The sequence below is a fragment of the Chthonobacter albigriseus genome (assembly GCF_013839445.1).
Taxonomy (GTDB): Bacteria; Pseudomonadota; Alphaproteobacteria; order Rhizobiales; family Pleomorphomonadaceae; genus Chthonobacter; species Chthonobacter albigriseus.
The window spans coordinates 1,145,154-1,163,646 of the sequence record NZ_JACDIT010000001.1 but is presented as its reverse complement, the minus strand read 5'-3'; the positions used below and the strand labels follow the sequence as shown (position 1 = coordinate 1,163,646).

Sequence of the window (18,493 nt, the reverse complement as noted above, 5' to 3'; positions counted from 1 at the left end):
GACTCCTGTCAGGATTCCCACACAAGTCCGATGAGCAGGATGGAGACGGCGAGCAGCGACGCCGCATGACGGGCCGGAAGCAGGTTCACGTCGGGGAACACCACGATGTCGAGCACCACGACCAGGCTGTTCACCGCGAGCAGCAGAAAGCTGACCGCACTCCAAGCGAGAAGACGCATCCGGGTCTGTAGGAAGCCGCGCAACAACAGGTACGAACAAACAGCCGCGGTGCCCAGGCACAGGATATAGATAGCGACCTTGAGCAACTCGATCATTGCGGTGGTTTCCTCATTCTGAACGCGTCCGCAAAGATGCGAAGCCTATCGCTGCCGGTCTGTATGATCGCCCTTCGGACTGCGCTCGGCATTCGCCGGTAAACGTCATCGACTTGGATGACCAGGTCGTGCAGCTCTGGCGACGCGGCGCTGTAGCGGACCTCGTCCTGCGGACCGACGTCGACCAACCCGGCTACCACCAGCGACCGGATGCTGTCCGAAATCACCTGCGCGCTGCTGCGCAACTCCGCCACGAGTTCACCCGGCGCCCAACGCCGGTCACCGGACCGGTAGAGAAACAACAAGACCTCCAACGACCAGACACTCCTGAACGAAGCGCGGACGAAATCCAGCAGCTCGTCAGTCATTGGGCTCAGGCGGCCCGTAGTTAGATAGCAACATCGTATTCTCCCGAATCTCTCACTCGCGAACTGTGGACGATCGACGACCAGAAGGGTGCACCGGAACTGGAACCTATGTCTACGTCATACGTTTATGGCTCGGCTAATTGCGGCTCTCGTCCGGGTACGGGGATTACGGGTGTCTCCCGGCGTGTCGCAAAACGGAATAGTCGATCGAAAAAATAGACTAATTTACGTCCGTGCACGGACGAGCGGGATACGGGGGGCGCATGAACATCGAGGTTCCACGCGAGCAGCTAGACCGTCGTGAGCTGCTGAACGTTCTGCGTGCATTTCGCAGGGGCGATTTTTCGGTTCGTCTCGGCGACGACTATGGAGGCGTCGATGGCGAGATCGCCGCGGTTTTCAATGAAGTCGTCGAGGTCAACGAGCAGTTGACGAGCGAATTCGAGCGGCTGAGCCGGGTGGTCGGCAAGGACGGCCGGATCGGCGAGCGCGGCCATATCCGCAGCGCGACGGGTGGTTGGGAAAGCTGCATCCGATCGGTGAACGACCTCATCGAGGACATGGTGCAACCGACCGCCGAGGTCGCGCGCGTGATCGGCGCTGTGGCCAAGGGCGATTTGTCCCAGTCCATGATGGAGGAGATCGACGGCCGGCCTCTGCGGGGCGAATTCCTGCGCATCGGCCGGGTCGTGAATACCATGGTGGAGCAGCTTGCATCCTTCGCATCGGAGGTGACGCGCGTCGCCCGCGAGGTGGGCACGGAAGGCAAGCTCGGCGGCCAAGCCCGGGTGGAGGGCGTGGCCGGCACATGGAAGGACCTCACCGACAACGTGAACGCGATGGCGACCAACCTGACCGGGCAGGTGCGCAACATCGCCGAGGTGACGACCGCCGTCGCGTCCGGCGACCTGTCCAAGAAGATCACGGTCGATGTTAAGGGGGAGATCCTGGAGCTGAAGAACACCATCAACACCATGGTGGACCAGCTCAATTCGTTTGCGTCGGAAGTCACACGCGTGGCGCGCGAAGTCGGCACCGAGGGCAAGCTCGGCGGACAGGCCCGTGTGGAAGGCGTGGCCGGAACCTGGAAGGACCTCACCGACAACGTCAACCTGATGGCTGAGAACCTGACCGGTCAGGTGCGTAACATCGCCGAGGTGACCACCGCGGTGGCGTCGGGCGACCTCTCCAAGAAAATCACCGTCGACGTCAAGGGCGAAATCCTGGAGCTGAAGAACACCATCAACACCATGGTGGACCAGCTCAATTCCTTTGCCTCGGAAGTGACGCGCGTCGCGCGCGAGGTGGGCACCGAAGGAAAACTCGGCGGCCAGGCTCAGGTGCGCGGGGTCGCCGGCACCTGGAAGGATCTCACCGACAACGTCAACCTCATGGCCGAGAACCTCACCGGGCAGGTGCGCAACATCGCCGAGGTGACCACCGCGGTGGCGTCGGGCGACCTCTCCAAGAAGATCACCGTGGTGGTGAAGGGGGAAATCCTCGAACTGAAAAACACCATCAACACCATGGTGGACCAGCTGAACGCCTTCGCCTCGGAAGTGACGCGTGTGGCGCGCGAGGTGGGCACCGAAGGAAAGCTCGGCGGCCAAGCCCAGGTGCCTGGCGTCGCCGGCACCTGGAAGGATCTTACCGACAACGTGAACTCGATGGCGCAGAACCTGACCGGACAGGTGCGCAACATCGCCGAGGTGACTACTGCGGTCGCCCGCGGAGACCTTTCCAAGAAGATCACCGTCGATGTGAAGGGGGAGATCCTGGAGCTGAAGGACACCATCAACACCATGGTGGACCAGCTCAACTCGTTCGCCTCGGAAGTGACGCGCGTGGCCCGCGAAGTGGGCACGGAAGGAAAGTTGGGCGGCCAGGCGCGCGTGGAAGGCGTCGCCGGCACCTGGAAGGATCTCACCGACAACGTGAACGCCATGGCGGCGAACCTGACCGGCCAAGTGCGCAACATCGCCGAGGTGACCACTGCGGTCGCGTCCGGCGACCTTTCCAAGAAGATCACGGTGGACGTGCGCGGCGAGATCCTGGAGCTGAAGAACACCATCAACACCATGGTGGACCAGCTCAACTCCTTCGCCTCGGAGGTGACCCGCGTGGCGCGCGAGGTGGGCACCGAAGGAAAGCTCGGAGGTCAGGCGCAGGTGCGCGGTGTCGCCGGCACCTGGAAGGATCTGACCGACAACGTCAACTCCATGGCCGAGAACCTGACCGGTCAGGTGCGCAACATCGCCGAGGTGACGACCGCGGTGGCGTCGGGCGACCTTTCCAAGAAGATCACCGTGGACGTGCGCGGCGAGATCCTGGAGCTGAAGAACACCATCAACACCATGGTGGACCAGCTCAACTCCTTCGCGTCGGAGGTTACCCGCGTTGCACGTGAGGTCGGAACAGAGGGCAAGCTCGGCGGACAGGCGCAGGTGCGCGGTGTCGACGGCACCTGGAAGGACCTGACCGACAACGTGAACTCGATGGCCCAGAACCTGACCGGCCAAGTGCGCAACATTGCCGAGGTGACCACCGCCGTTGCCCGCGGCGACCTTTCCCGAAAGATCACGGTCGACGTGAAGGGCGAGATCCTGGAGCTGAAGAATACCATCAACACGATGGTGGACCAGCTCAATTCGTTCGCCTCGGAAGTGACGCGCGTGGCCCGCGAAGTGGGCACGGAAGGAAAGCTGGGCGGCCAGGCGCGCGTGGAAGGCGTGGCCGGCACCTGGAAGGACCTCACCGACAACGTCAACCTGATGGCGACCAACCTCACCAACCAGGTGCGCGGCATCGCCGACGTCGTCACCGCCGTGGCGCAGGGCAACCTCAAGCGCAAGCTGTCGGTGGATGCCAAGGGCGAGATCGCGGCGCTGGCCGACACCATCAACGGCATGATCGAGACGCTGGCCACCTTCGCCGACCAAGTGACAGACATGGCCCGCGAGGTGGGCATCGAAGGCAAGCTCGGCGGCCAGGCGCGCGTGCCCGGGGCCGCGGGGCTTTGGCGCGACCTGACCGACAACGTCAACCAGCTCGCCGCCAACTTGACCAACCAGGTGCGCTCGATCGCCGAAGTGGCGACCGCCGTGACCAAGGGTGACCTCTCCCGATCCATCGCGGTCGAGGCGTCCGGCGAGATGGCGGCGCTCAAAGACACGATCAACGAGATGATCCGCAACCTCAAGGACCAGACCTTGAAGAACGCGGAACAGGACTGGCTGAAAACGAACCTGGCCCGCTTCTCCCGCATGTTGCAGGGCGAGCGGGACCTCACGACCGTTTCCACGCTGATCATGTCCGAGCTGGCGCCGCTGGTGAATGCCCAGTACGGCGTCTTCTACGTGACAGGGCGTGAGGAGAACGAAACCTACCTGGAGCTCGCTGCCAGCTATGGCGCCGAGAACGGCAGCAAGGTGAAACGTCGGTTCGGCATGCGTGAGGGCCTGGTCGGACAGGCCGCGGCTGACAAGCGTGGTATGCTGCTTAACAACGTACCGACCGACTATCTCAAGATTTCCTCAGGCCTCGGCGACGCTCCGCCGGCAAACGTGATCATCCTCCCCGCGCTTTTTGAGGACGAAGTCAAAGCAGTGATCGAGCTCGCCTCCTTCGGCGAGTTCCGCGAGACGCACCAGTCGTTCCTCGATCAGTTGATGGAGTCGGTCGGTATCGTGCTGAACACGATCGCAGCGACGATGCGCACCGAAGGCCTTCTGAAGCAGTCACAGCTGCTTACTGCGGAGCTCCAGGCCCGACAGTCGGAGCTGACCAAGAAGCAGGAAGAGCTGCACGCCACCAACGAGGAGCTGCAAGAGAAGGCCCAGTTGCTCGAGAACGAGAAGAAGCAGGTCGAGAACAAGAACCTCGAGATCGAGATGGCGCGTCGCGCACTGGAGGAGAAAGCGGAGCAGCTGGCGCTCACGTCCAAGTACAAGTCGGAGTTCCTGGCCAATATGAGTCACGAACTTCGGACGCCGCTCAACTCACTGCTGATCCTCTCAAAACTCCTGGCATCCAACCAGCAGGGCAACCTCAACGAAAAGCAGGTCGACTTCGCCCGCACGATCAACTCTGCAGGAACCGACCTGCTCAACCTCATCAATGACATCCTCGACCTCTCGAAGATCGAGTCCGGAACCGTCTCCATCGAGATCGGCGAGGTGCCGCTGTCCAACCTTCGCCAGCATATGGAACGGACGTTCAGGCAGCTCGCCTCGGACAAGGCGCTGGCCTTCACGATCGAGATGGACGAGCGCCTGCCGGCCTCCATCCGCACCGACGAGAAGCGCTTGCAGCAGATTGTCCTCAATCTTCTGTCGAATGCCTTCAAGTTCACTGCCGAGGGCGGAGTCGTGCTGGAGTTCCGCTATGCAAGCGAGGGCTGGTCGGCTACGAGCGCCACCTTGAAAGGGACCACCAACGCGCTCGCCATTGCGGTTTCGGATACGGGCATCGGTATCCCCGAGGACAAGCAGAAGCTGATCTTCGAAGCCTTCCAACAGGCCGATGGCACGACGAGCCGGAAGTACGGCGGCACCGGCCTCGGCCTCTCCATCAGCCGCGAAATCGCACGCCTTCTCGGGGGCGAGTTGCACGTCCGCAGCCGCCCGGGCGAAGGTTCCACCTTCACCCTCTACATCCCGCTCGACGCCGTTCCGCAGCAGATCCTGCTACCGTCCAACCCCTCGCCGTCCCGGCAGAACAACAGCGGAGGGGAGATCGTGCCGCTGGTTTCTGGTCCGATCGACATCGTCGACGACCGGGACGGAATCCAGTCCGGCGACAGAGTAGTCCTGATCGTTGAGGATGATCCGACGTTCGCCAGGATCCTTCTCAATCTGGCCCGCGAAGCTGGCCTGAAGGGGGTCGTTTCGCTCGCTGGAGCAGGAACTCTCGCGTTGGCCCGCAAAGTTCGTCCTGACGCCATAAGCCTGGACCTGGGTCTTTCCGACATCGACGGATGGGTCTTGTTCGATTTGTTGCGCCACGATGCGAAGACGCGCCGGATCCCGATCCATGTGATCTCCGGTGCGAGCGACGTGAACATCCTGATCAGCAAGGGCGCTGCGAGCGCAACGGTCAAACCCGCCGCGCAGGACCAGCTCTTCACCATCTTCGAGGGCATTCGAAACGGAAATGGCAGGATCCAGCGTCGTGTTCTCGTGTGTGACGCCGATCCCGACCAGCGGCTGATGCTGATCAACGCGATTCGAGACGGCGTGACGTTGGTCAGCGCTGTTCCGTCGCTGGCGGAGGCCGCGGAAGAACTGCGCCTCGACGCTTTCGACGCACTCGTCCTTGGTCTGGGACGGTCGGTGAAGGCCAATGCCCACGTGCTGGCGGAAGTCCGCCGGCGGGAAGAAATTGATCCGATCAAAGCCCTGGTCATCTATGGCCCGCACAGCGACGCGGTCGACCAGGCTACCCAGCAGAACCCATTTACCGCGCCAGTCTATCGGGCGGATACCATTCAGCATCTCTCAACAATGCTACCGGCAGCGCTCGGCGAGCAGGCTGGTATCATTGGGGACATGCCGGACTTCGTCGACATGTCGGACCTATCCGGCGCGAAAGTGCTGATTGTCGATGATGACATTCGCAACATCTACTCGCTCACCAGCGTGCTTGAGACCTACGGGATCGAGGTGCTCCACGCCGAGCGCGGGCGTGAGGGCATCAGCATCCTGGAGACCACACCAGGCATCGACGTCGCGCTCATCGACATCATGATGCCTGAGATGGACGGCTACGAAACGATGGGCGAAATCCGTAGAAGGGCCTCGCTGGCCGAGCTTCCGCTCATTGCTGTTACAGCCAAGGCGATGAAAGGGGACAGGCAGAAATGCCTTGATGCCGGCGCGTCCGACTACGTAGCCAAGCCGGTCGACATCGACCTACTCCTGGCGCTGCTACGCGTCTGGATCCGGCGCTCCAGGCATCGCACCGGCATCGCGGGGTCCACCCTGTCAATGCCGCAGTGAGGAGAGAAAAGTGCCCTTTCCTCAAAGCTCGGAAGCGGAATTGTCTGACCTGTTCGCCCAGCCCTCGCCGCGGGCCCGTATTCTGGTCGTCGATGACGACGACCGGAACCTCATCGCTATCGAAACCATACTCGATCCAGTCGGCCAAGTGGTCAGTGCAAACTCCGGCGAGGAGGCTCTACGGTATCTCCTGAAGCAGGACTTTGCCGTTATCCTGCTCGACGTCTTCATGCCCGGTCTGGACGGTTACGAAACCGCCCACTTCATCCGTCAGCGGGAGCAGAGCCGGTACACCCCCATCATCTTCCTGACCGCGATCAACAAGGAAGACGCGCACATGCTCCGCGGCTACGACATGGGCGCGGTGGATTACGTCTTCAAACCGTTCGATCCGACGATCCTCAAGTCCAAAGTCTCTGTTTTTGTCGACCTCTATGACAAATCGCAGGAGATCCGCCGCAGCGCCGTCCAGCAGCAACGTCTCCTCGAGGAAACGCTGCGTGCCAATACCGAGCGCCTCGAGATGGAGAAGGCGCTACGCCATGCGGAGGAACGTCAAGCCTTGATCCTCCGCTCTCTTCCGGTGGCGCTCTACGAGGAAAAGATCGACGACGTCGGACGCATACCCCGTTTCGTGGGTGGCGACCTATACACCCTGACGGGATACCAGGCGACCGAGCTCAATACTCAAACCGTCTGGACGGATCGTATCCATCCAGACGACCAGATACTTCGCTCGAACACTCTTGCAGCACTGCTCAACAGCGGTGCCGCGGTCTGCGAATACCGCTGGCAGGGTCCGGACGGGCGCTACAGACACTTTCTGGACCAGGCCGTACTGCTGCGGAACGAGGATGGAGAACCCATCGGGATTGCCGGCACCCTGCTCGACGTGACGGAACGGCGGCAGCTGGAGGACAGCCTGGTTCAGTCCCAGAAGCTGGATGCCGTCGGAAAGCTTACCGGGGGTGTCGCCCACGATCTCAACAACCTCCTTGCATCGGTACTTGGCGGCCTACGCCTTGTCGAGCGCCGTACGCCCCTGACGGACGACGTGCGCCAGATCGTCGAAATGACCCGCCACGCCGCGGAACAAGGTGCGGAGTTGATACGCCGCATGCTCGCCTTCTCGCGCCGCCAGCATCTTCGGCCCGATGTCGTCCACCTGAACGAGCTGCGCGGCAACATGGAAGGTATGGTCAGCCATATACTGGGTGGCCTCGTCCGTTTCGAGTGGGCGGTCGGCGAGAACCTCTGGCCCGCCTACGTCGACGCGGGCCAACTGGAACTCGCGCTGATGAACCTGATCGTCAACGCGCGAGACGCCATGCCCGATGGCGGCACGGTTCGGGTCTCGGCGGAAAACCGGTCCATCGTTCGCGAGACCGCGGCTGGGGTCGGGGCTGGCGACTACATCGTGGTTTCCGTATCGGACACAGGCTGTGGGATATCCTCGGAAAACCTCGAGAAAGTCATCGAGCCGTTCTTCACGACCAAAGATATAGGGAAGGGCACCGGCCTCGGGTTGAGCACGGTCTACGGCTTCGCGCGTCAGTCCGGCGGCACGCTTTCTATCACGAGCCTCGTGGGCAGCGGGACGAATGTCGAGATCTGGCTGCCCCGATCTCCTGTCGAAAAAGTAGATCTCGACAAAACCGGGCCCAAACAGCAATCCCGGCCGAAGCCCAAGCGGTCGGTCGAGAAGTACGAAATCCTTCTGGTGGACGATACCCCGCTCGTGCGAGACACCACAGCCGCCATTCTAAGCGAGAACGGCTTCAGCGTCGTTGCTGCCGCCGGTGGCGGGGAGGCGCTGGCACTCCTTGAGAAAGAACCACAGCGGTTCGATCTGATCATCACGGACTTTGCGATGCCGATCGTTTCCGGGCTTGAAGTGGTGCGATTTGCCCGCAACCTCCGCGCAGATATGCCGGTTCTGATCATCACCGGCTACGCTGACACCAGCGAGATCTCAAACCGGCCGAGCAATGTGCCCGTCATCGGAAAGCCGTATGACGAGCGCGAATTCCTCGCCACGATTCATCGGCTGCTGAGAACGCGACGCGCTGCCGTTCCACGTATCTGACGCGGACGGGGTCTGGGGCGGGGACGAACGCGGCGACAGGGCGCTGCGAACGTCTGCCGGCAAGCATCAGTCTTTTCTCTTCAACATCGTTGAAAGAACGGCTTGGAGTTCATCGATCATGAAGGGTTTTCGCAGGAGCGGAACAGGCGTTCCAGTGACGGCTTCGATGGCCGCCGTGTCCGAATAGCCGCTCGCAAAAACGATGGGCGCGTCAGGATCGGTCGTGCGGATCGCGTCAGCCACCTTAGCGCCGTTCATACCCGGCATGGCATAATCCAGAATGACAATATCCGGATTGGTCCTTGCGAATTGGGCTAAACCGCTGGGTCCGTCGGGCGCTTCGAAAACACGGTAGCCCAGGACATCCAAGACTTCGCAGAGCATGCGCCGGACATCCTCGTCGTCGTCAATCACCAGAACCGAATACGTCTCGACGATTTGCAGCTCCTGCGGCTGGGGGCCTTGGGGCGCGCTGACCTCATCCTCCGTCGTCGGCAGTAGGAGCAAGACGGTCGTTCCTGCACCGGGCACCGTGTGGATGCGTGCGCTGCCGCCAGCCTGACGGGCGATGCCATACACCTGCGACAGTCCGAGTCCGGTCCCCTGTCCGATCTCCTTGGTCGTGAAGAACGGATCGAACGCCCTGGCCGCGACCTCCGGCGGCATGCCGACGCCGTTGTCGGCGACTGCGAGTTCCACGTATGGACCCTCCGGCAGTTCCGGATCGGCGACGAGGTTCACCACGGACGTCCGGATGACGAGTTCGCCGCCACCGGGCATGGCGTCCCTTGCGTTGATCGCCAGGTTGAGCACGGCCATTTCCAGCTGCACCGGATCGGACAGCACCGCGACAGGCCTTCCGTCGAGTTCGAACCGGACGCGCACCTGCGGGCCCAGCGTGTGGCCGAGCAAATCCCGCATGCCTTCCACCAGAGCCGAGACGAGGAGCGGGCGGATGTCGATCTTCTGGGAGCGCGAGAATGCAAGCAATTGGGCCGTCAGCTTCGCCCCGCGTTCGGCGGCAGCAAGTCCGCTCTCTGCAATCCGCAGGACCCGGCCGGGCTCGTCCGGTCTCCGGCGAATGAGATCGAACCCGCTTACAACGGCTCCGAGCAGATTGTTGAAGTCGTGGGCGATGCCCCCCGTCAACTGGCCTACCGCCTCCATCTTCTGAGCCTGTCGCAACCTCTCCTCGGCGGTGACCTGCGGCGTGATGTTTCGGCTGGAGCCGATGATCCGGCCTATTCGCCCGTCCGCCTCCCGCACGGGAACTAGGGATGTGTCCCAGTGCTGCTGCTCGCCCCGCAGCTCGAACGTCTCGCGGTACTGGACGATACCGTCCGTCGACAAAACCTCGCGGTACCGGCGGAGGACGGCTTCCGCGGCGGCCGGCGGCAGAAAGTCCTCGATCCGGCGGCCGCGTACCTCGGACAGCTTGAAACCCACGCCGGCCTCGTGCGCCGGGTTGATCTGCTCGACGAAGAAGCCGCCATCCGATTCAACACGGATGACGAACAAAGCCTCGGGCGAGTTCTCGAAATAGGCGCGATAGAGAGCGTCCGACTCACGGCGGGCGGCTTCGGCGGATACGAGCTCGGCCTGGCGGGCCCACTCGTCGGAAACATCGCGTCCGTTCGCGTAGACCAGGCCACCTTCCGGCGCGGCGACCCACGAGATGAAGCGCGAACTCCCGTCCCGATGACGATAACGACTGATGTGGGGCGGCAGTGTACCCGTCCGGGCAATCGCAAAGGCGGACAAGCTCGATTCCTGGTCGTCTGGCAGCACGAAGTCGAGATAGAAACGCCCGATCACATCGTCGGGGCTGTAGCCCAGGATCGTCGCCCACGCCTCGTTGGCGGCCGTCACGCGTCCGTCAGCGTCGAGAACCACCTGCAAATCTCTGGAGTTTTTCCACGCCCTGTCCCGTTCCGCTGTCCGTTCCTCCACGCGGCGCTCAAGCGTCTCGTTGAGTTCGATCAGCCGCGATTCGATCTCCTTTCGCGCCGTGATGTCCATCGCGGTCCCAACTACCCGGACGCAACGACCGCTGTCATCGAACACACCCTTTCCCTTGGCTGCAACCCATCGGATGACACCGTCCGCTTTGCCGATCGTCCGGTACTCCACGTCGTAGAGCGCGCGCTGCCGTGGGTCGGATGCGGCTTTGTACGCGGCGGCCACCGCATCCCTTTCGTCGGGGTGAAGCCCTGCGTAGAAATCGGCCATCGACACGGTCTCGTCAGCCGGAATGCCGAACATCCCCTTCAGGATCGGCGGCCAGTGGAGGATGCCGTTGATCTCGTCCACGTCCCAGAAGCCGACCTCGGCGTGTTCCGTCGCAAGCCGGAGGCGCTCCTCGCTTGCCCGGAGTCGCTCCTCCGCAGCGCGCCTATCGTGGATATCGATGACCGTTCCGACGTAGCCGAGAAATTCGCCGTTCTCTGCAAACCGCGGATTCGCCGCGTCGATCGACCAACGGTAGACGCCGTCGAACCGTCGTAAACGATACTCGATCTGGAAGGGCTCTTGCCTCGCATTTGCCTCCAAGAAGATTCGCTCTGCCGCTGACCTGTCGTCTGGATGCGTGGCTCTGAGCCAACCAGATCCCAACGCTTCATCCGGTGGCTGACCTGTGACATCGAACCATCTGCTGTTGAGGTAAGTGCACTGGCCGGCCGGGTCGGTAAACCAGATGGCCACCGGCACGAATTCGACTATCTGGCTAAACAGCATTTTTCGGTCAGAAATTCGCAATCAATCCCCCGAGACCTCGTGCCGTTTTTTGCGCTTGGATTTTTACTCCCAAGGCGGCAGCCCATTCACAAACGGGAGCCCGTTCAGTCCTACAAACCCTCACAGATCACGGAAAGTTGCCGACCGGTCGCTCACGATAGGGGAGATACCGGCGGTTCCGTCTCCAGCGCACCTGTCCACGGTGCTGAGACGTTCCGGATGACTTGCAGCGGCGGCGGTGTGAATCTGGTCTGGACTGCTTCTGGTTAGAAGCCGATCTCGATATATCTGCAAGTCGCGATTACCTCTATAAATCGCATAGCCGCAAAAGCAGCAATTGATGACGCGCGACGAATGATTGTCGGCAAAGCGCCAGAAGGAGACGTCCTGTTTCAGGGATCCGAGTGTGGTGAGGCGCAGCCTGTCAACTTATTCCTCATACATCCATTTGCATTCTGGGTTGCAGGGCTCTGGAGTGCGTTTTTATGGACTGCAAAGTTTGCCGCAACGGCGTCGGCTTCGAGATCGCTATGGCTTTCCAGCCGATCGTGGACATCCGGTCGGGGGAGGTCCACTCTTTCGAGGCTCTCGTCCGCGGCGCGCAAGGCCAGTCGGCGTGGGAAGTGCTCCACCAGATCACGCCAGAGAACCGCTACGCATTCGACCAGAAGTGCCGAGTGACAGCAATCGAAACGGCGTCGCGGCTGGGTCTCGCCTGCAAGCTAAACATCAACTTCGCACCAAATGCAGTGTACGAACCACGCAATTGCCTTCGCGCCACGCTCGACGCCACACGCCGCACGGGATTGCCCCAAAGCCGTCTCGTGTTCGAGTTGACTGAGGACGAGAAGATCGTGGATCACGACAAAGTCCGCCAGATCTTCCAGGAGTACAAGGCACAAGGGCTGGGGACCGCAATCGACGACTTCGGCGCCGGGTACTCACAACTTAATCTGCTTTCGGAAATCATCCCGGACTACGTGAAAATTGACATGAAGCTCGTCCGCGATATCGACAGCGATAGGGCAAAGCGGGCAATCGTCAACGGCTTGCGCGTGGCCTGCGAGGAACTCGGGGTACGGGTGATAGCCGAGGGGATTGAGACAATGTCCGAGGCGCAGACCATCGCGGAAATGGGGATTACGCTGCTGCAGGGCTATCTGTTTGCCCGGCCTGGGTTCGAGGCTCTGCCAGCCCCAAGCATCCGACTTCCTGCCGCCTGAAAATCCGTTCGCTTTTGGTCGACGCAAGGCGACGTGACCTGGCGCCGTGAAACTTTCCCCGACCAATCCTTCGTTATCCCAGGAAAATGCCGCGGCAGCGAACCAGCGATTTTTTCTTGACTCAACGGCCTGATCGCATCGGCCAGACGCAAACCCTGCAGGACCCACTGTATCGAAACGATCTAGCGCTGCTATTGCGTCAGATTAGGAGAGCACGGACACCAGCGGGCACAACCACATCAACACGGACCTGGTTGCCACGATGATCATGTGACAACCCCAGCACCGCCACTCGCAAGTGGCTTTTGAGCATTTGGGCGATAGTTCAATCCTGGCCGTTCTAGCCACACCATCGGTCCTGAAAAGTGTAAGGAGCCGCCTCTTAGTGGGGCGGCTCTTTGCAGGGAGGTGCCAATTTGACTGGTTTCCAATCGGCCCGACTCACAATTGGCCCGAATCTTCGGCCCAAGTTTGAAGCGAGGATAGAGCCGAATCTGGACCGGCCAAAATCGGACTAAAAGAAGAATAGCTTAATAAAATGTGCTGGCGGCGCCGAACGCCGCCAACCCTTCTCCGCCGTACCTTTTAAGCTGCCCGGATCTGGGAAAAGAAGTCTTCTACCTTAGATTTCAAAGCGTCCGATTGCCGCGCGAGTTCTTGTGATGAGGAAAGTACCTGAGCGGCGCCGGACCCTGTCTGGGTGGCGGCATAGGTCACGGCCTCGATATTGGATGACATTTGCTGCGTACCGGCGGCGGCCTCATTGACGTTGCGCGCAATTTCCCGCGTCGCCGCCCCCTGCTGCTCGACAGCCGCGGAAATGGCCGCCGAGACCTCAGAAATGCGCTGGATAACGTCGCCGATGCTCCGGATTGACTCGGCGACGCGCGACGTTGCTCCCTGCATCTCGGTAATCTGAGACTCGATCTCCTCAGTCGCTTTCGCCGTTTGGTTGGCCAGCGACTTCACTTCTGTCGCCACCACAGCAAACCCTCTACCTGCCTCACCAGCCCGCGCGGCTTCGATAGTGGCGTTGAGCGCAAGCAGATTCGTTTGCCCGGCGATGTCGCTGATCAAGTTCACAACGCTGCCGATCCGGTCAGCCGAGGCCACGAGTGTTTTCACAGTACTTTCCGTCTTGCTTGCGGCTTTCAGGGCTTGGTCGGCAATAGTCGCCGAGGCATGCACCTGACCGGTGATCTCTGAAATCGACGTTGCAAGCTCCTCAGATGCGGCTGCAACAGTGTGAACATTCGAGGACGCCTGCTCAGAGGCCGCTCCAACGCTCGTTGCGCTCGTTGCGCTCTCCTCGGCGGTGGCAGACAGTGAGGCCGCTGTGGCCTCCAGTTCCGACGAAGCCGACGCGACAGTCTTCAGAACCATGCTGACGTCGCTGTCGAAGCCGTTGATAAGCTGCTCGATGAGGGCAGCGCGCCGCTCGCGGGCTGCCCGCAGTTCGGCCTGCTCGGCCTCCAAGCGCTGTCGCTCGATGCCGTTCTCCTTGAAGACCTGGACAGCTGCCGCCATCGCGCCGATTTCATCCTTGCGGCCGATGCCAGGGATAGTGGTGCCGAGGTCCTGGCCTGCGAGGCGCAGCATGGCATTCTGAATCGCGGCAATCGGCCGGGTTACTCCACCCAGAACGGTCCAGCCTGCAAACGCGACGACGGCGAGCGAAACCGCTCCGATGCCCAGCATGGTGATGATCGATGCGTAACGAGCATCTTCCGCGGCAGTGAATTCTTGCTCAGCTACGTGGATTTGAAGGTTGATCAACTCTCTCAACGGCTTCTCGATGGGATCTACTGCCGGGTAAAGTCGCTCAGTAACAAATGACGCAAGCGCAGCCGAGTCTTTGTTCGAAACAATAATCTGGTACTCAGATATCGCTTGCTCAGACTTGGACATCGCCTCGGTAACCTTATCGGCCAAAGCTTTCTCGTCCGGAACCATGTAGGTCATGGAGTATGCAGACCAATGGTCGTCCACCGCCTTCATCGCATCACGCAACTCCAGCTCCGCAGCATCCCAGCCCAGCCTTCCGAGGTGTAGCTGGTGGGCCGATCCGACGACGTCCACAGCGTAGGCATCGGCAACCGCCTTCAGCTGTTCCATAGGCTTGACGCGGTCTTCGACTATAGTACGTGTTTTCTCTGATAGCTGTGCTAAAGCATGGAAACCCTCAAGGCCTACAGACGCTAGCGCAACTGTTAGTAGTCCGAGCGCTAAGAAAAGTTTATTCTTGATAGACATCTGACTGCCCCCAATTACAAGGCGCCACACATACTTGTCAGGCGTTAAATCTCCCAAAACATGTACGACTTATGTTAGGCGTATCTGATAAGAAGAAATACGCACCAAATTAACGTGACACTAACGGCCGCTTTGATGCGGACACAGTTTACTGCCCGGCGGCATTCTTCCGGATCCAAACCCACCAGTTGCCGGAGGCTTGTGGTCTTGCGAAACTTTTCAACTTGGTGGACGCGCGCTTGGCAATCCGCCATCCACCACTACCCGCGTGGCATGTCGGATCATGAGGCGTTTGCCTGGATATCGCCGCACTCCTTCGTTGTACGCTGCCCGGGCGAGCGGGAAGTTGCCTGCAGTTGCAAGCGTCTCCAGGAGCTTGCTGCCATCGTCGGACCAGAGCTCGACGGCGAACACGTTCTGCGGTTTGGAAGAAGGAACCGTTCTCATGCCCGAGTGATGGCACGGGAACACATGGGGAACAACTGACGGTCTGTGACAGCGGACATGCTGCTGACAGACACACCGGAGGCGGGCATATGCACGAGAACAGAGTGCTAGGCTGTGCGAAGTGCAAGCGAGCTGTTGGCATCAGCATGGACCCTGAGACGGCCACCTGTATGGGTTGCGGGGAGTCTGAGGACCTATCCATCGCCTATGCTGAGGCTCGTCGAGTAGCCGCGGGGGGGCGGCCTGAAGGAGCACCCAGCTTGCGGTTCATTTTCCTCTAGGGCCGAGCCACGCCGTGCATCTAACAATTTGAGTATCTGACTGGGAGCCGCTGAGCAGAATCGGGGTGAGAACGTGGGGAGGAGGCAGCTAGGAACCTTGGGTCCGATAACAATTCCGCAGACATTGGGAGAATATGGTCGTGAATATAGATTAACTCTACGTCCATCTCGTTTCTTGCTTGCGCCTGCCCTAACGTCTACAGAGCAGGCTTGGACGTGGACTCAGAAATACAAAAATTCAGATCCATGTTCGGATTCGGAGCAGCCCCCGTCGGCGAGGGCTGCTCTTTACAGATCGGTCGGCCACTGGGGCCATTCTGGTCCACTCAATCGTAGCTAATGGCCGGGTCAATAAATGGCGCGTAGGTGGATGTCGGCCTCTCGTTCGACACCATACCTCGCTTCATGATCTGAAGGTCCTGCGGCCGGTTCGCAGCGTCCCAGATGCCTGGGGTATAAGTGCTCGCGGCACCGCTCATTCCGATTGCAGATCCCGTGACATTGGCCTGCCGATCAAGCTTCATCAGGTCCGCATCGCGACTGTCATATGCCGGGTCGGACAAATATCCGCTGGAAGCGGCCAAAGCTGGCGATGCCGCGACGCTGACACAGATAGCGACAAAGGATGTAGCGTAGGTTCTCATCGGTCTTCCTCCACAATCTACCTGGGCTCTCCAAGCAGTTGCGAGGATCTACGGCCGCTCAGCCCACCGAGTTTTGACCGGCACCATCACGAAACCGCAAGCTCGCCGTGATCTACGGCACTGCAGCCCCAAATGAGGCGCATATGAAGATCGAAGTCAATGTGCATGGTCGCTTTACTCGTTGCGGCCGCCAGAACTCGGCTTCGCCATCCGCACGCCCGCACCCCCGCCGTTCTCTGCGATAATGACACGCCGGCCGCTTCCAACGCTTCTAGGATGTCCGACAGCGTCCGGTCATACGGCGTCCGTTTCCTCGCCTCTAAGTCGGCGAGCGTTGCCATTAATACCTTTAAAACAGCTAACATCTCAACGCGTGACGATCCGAGAAGCCCGCGTGCTGCGACCGACTGGCCAGCGTGGCGCTGCGTCACCGCCACGTGCGGTACTTCGAGGTCATGCACGAGATTTGCCCGATGCAGACGGCGGAACTCCCTCGCTCGGCAGGATGGGCCGTCATTTGTTTAAGATCCGGCGGGGAGCGAAATTCCGTCAATCTCGGAACGAAATGGCGAGTTCGCAATGGCCCGCATATTGATGTTTTTATCGTGGCAATTAGAATAAGACAGACAAGCTCGGCAGGGGTTATCGATGCCATACACCAAGCGGCCCTGGCGCATTGCGCGACGAGGAACAACTCCTACGGCCGTCGATATCGCTGATGCTGAACACCGCCTAGCCGACCTGATTGCTAACTTGGGAATGCGTGAGCAGAGCCCTAACCAGCATCGTGCAGCGGTTATTGCCGCTCGCTTTCTATTGGACCGATTGCGAGATGAGGCCGCCGGAATCAACGCTTACCTTAAAAGAGTTCCGCAAAACCGGCAGGTTCGGAAAGATTCGGGCACCGATCAATCTTGACCGATGCCATACCTGTCTCCAGGTACCCATTGTTTGGATCACGGCTGGCCTGGCGTAGAAGATAGGCAAGGCCATACCGGGTAAGGAGACGCTATGGGTCATCCAGTCCAGACTTCCGGCCTAGCATTACTCCTCCTCGGCGCCGTGCGGGCCTATGCGGCCGACGAGCTGCAAGGTCCTCCAGGCATTACTGTACCAGCGCAGTTCGCAGCTTTCGATGCTAACGCTCCGCGCTGCAGCGCGCCCGTAGGACTTCATCCGGTTTTGGCCTTCATCCAGGAGAACGACCGCAAGTTCCTCGAGGGAGTAAATCACGGCCTTTCCCTTGCAGCCGCGGATCGAGGACTAATGTACGAACGCGTTCTGGCGAACAGCGACGCGGAAACTGCGGCCACAGAAATTCAGCGCATGGTGGATGCAAAAGTCGGAGCGATGGTCGCCACGTCCTCCAACCCGTCAGTCGTGAGGCAGAGTGTCACGAGGGCTATCTGGTCCGGTGCATTCGTCGGTTCGGTCGTCCCGCCGCCAGCGACATTGATTTTGAATGCGCCGCAGTACCAGACGGGAAAGATCCTTGCGGAAAAAGCCGTCGCCCACATAAAGGGCAAGCTGAACGGCAATGCCAAGGTGGTGATCCTGACACAGGATACCCTTCAATTCCTGGCCCCCCGCTTCCAGGCCATGCGGGACGATCTGAGCCAACTGCCCGGAGTGACAATCGTTGCCGACATTGCTCCAAAAACCGTGACCGAGCAGGGCGGCTACGAGGTTATGGTCAGGGTCCTTGCGGCAATTCCCGACATTGACGTCGTGCTTGGCGCGGACTCCGTTGTTCTCGGCGCTCTGCGCGCTCTCCGGGAGGCAAAGAAGGATCGTCCGGACCAGTTCCTCGGCGGCATCGACGGAGAGCCAGAGGCGATTGCCGAGATCAAGAGCGGCGTCGGCCCCTACAAGGCGAGCATCGCGCTCAACTCCCCTGTGTTTGGCTACGCCATTGGGCAGTTCGGGGCCGACTGGCTGGCCGGGCGCAGCGTCCCGCAGGCGATGGACATACTGCCTATGGCACTGGACGGCGACAACCTTGCCGCCTACGAAGCCGATCTCGAGAACCCGGCCCCGGCGTTCAGTGATCCTGTCCGGCGGGATTCTTATCTCAGAATGTACGGCAACATCTGCTATGACACTCGTGACCAGTACGTCAATTTCCCATGGTCATCCGAGAAGCCTTAGGTGTCCGGGGCGCACCTGACCTGCAGCGATCGACAG

9 protein-coding genes are annotated in these 18,493 nt (G+C 60.6%); 4 read left to right on the top strand and 5 right to left on the bottom strand.

Translation table 11 applies throughout. The features are described 5' to 3' along the window. Nucleotides 1-8: 8 nt before the first annotated feature. Together HZ321_RS05180 and HZ321_RS05175 are read right to left on the bottom strand one after the other, a co-directional pair. Nucleotides 9-275, bottom strand: coding sequence for a DUF5985 family protein (locus HZ321_RS05180; RefSeq protein WP_194303955.1), 267 nt, complete (start codon nt 273-275; stop codon nt 9-11). Next, nucleotides 272-643, bottom strand: coding sequence for a MarR family transcriptional regulator (locus HZ321_RS05175; protein WP_181700861.1), 372 nt, complete (start codon nt 641-643; stop codon nt 272-274). The genes HZ321_RS05180 and HZ321_RS05175 overlap by 4 nt, the downstream gene beginning before the upstream one ends. Nucleotides 644-906: 263 nt before the next feature. Between HZ321_RS05175 and HZ321_RS05170 the strand changes: the two genes are divergently transcribed. Together HZ321_RS05170 and HZ321_RS05165 are read left to right on the top strand one after the other, a co-directional pair. After that, on the top strand, nt 907-6,639 hold the full coding sequence (locus HZ321_RS05170) for a hybrid sensor histidine kinase/response regulator (protein WP_181700859.1): 5,733 nt from the start codon (nt 907-909) through the stop codon (nt 6,637-6,639). 40 nt (nt 6,640-6,679) lie between these two features. Continuing rightward, complete coding sequence (locus HZ321_RS05165) at nt 6,680-8,725, top strand: response regulator (RefSeq protein ID WP_194303954.1); 2,046 nt, start codon at nt 6,680-6,682, stop codon at nt 8,723-8,725. 66 nt (nt 8,726-8,791) lie between these two features. Here HZ321_RS05165 and HZ321_RS05160 read toward each other — a convergent pair whose 3' ends face one another. Continuing rightward, nucleotides 8,792-11,461 carry a hybrid sensor histidine kinase/response regulator gene (locus HZ321_RS05160; RefSeq protein ID WP_181700855.1) on the bottom strand — a complete coding sequence of 890 codons (2,670 nt, stop codon included), beginning with the start codon at nt 11,459-11,461 and terminating at the stop codon, nt 8,792-8,794. A 485-nt stretch (nt 11,462-11,946) separates the two neighbouring features. On the opposite strand from HZ321_RS05160, the gene HZ321_RS05155 reads away from it, so the two are divergent. Further along, nucleotides 11,947-12,684, top strand: coding sequence for an EAL domain-containing protein (locus tag HZ321_RS05155; RefSeq protein ID WP_244635577.1), 738 nt, complete (start codon nt 11,947-11,949; stop codon nt 12,682-12,684). 585 nt (nt 12,685-13,269) lie between these two features. On the opposite strand, the gene HZ321_RS05150 is transcribed toward HZ321_RS05155, so the two are convergent. After that, nucleotides 13,270-14,937 (bottom strand): methyl-accepting chemotaxis protein, encoded by a 1,668-nt coding sequence (locus tag HZ321_RS05150; protein ID WP_181700853.1) that lies wholly within the window; start codon nt 14,935-14,937, stop codon nt 13,270-13,272. A 1,054-nt stretch (nt 14,938-15,991) separates the two neighbouring features. Further along, complete coding sequence (locus tag HZ321_RS05145) at nt 15,992-16,309, bottom strand: hypothetical protein (RefSeq protein ID WP_181700851.1); 318 nt, start codon at nt 16,307-16,309, stop codon at nt 15,992-15,994. Between the two features lie 1,011 nt (nt 16,310-17,320). On the opposite strand from HZ321_RS05145, the gene HZ321_RS05140 reads away from it, so the two are divergent. Then, complete coding sequence (locus HZ321_RS05140; RefSeq protein ID WP_181700849.1) at nt 17,321-18,457, top strand: sugar ABC transporter substrate-binding protein; 1,137 nt, start codon at nt 17,321-17,323, stop codon at nt 18,455-18,457. The last annotated feature ends 36 nt before the right edge of the window (nt 18,458-18,493 follow it).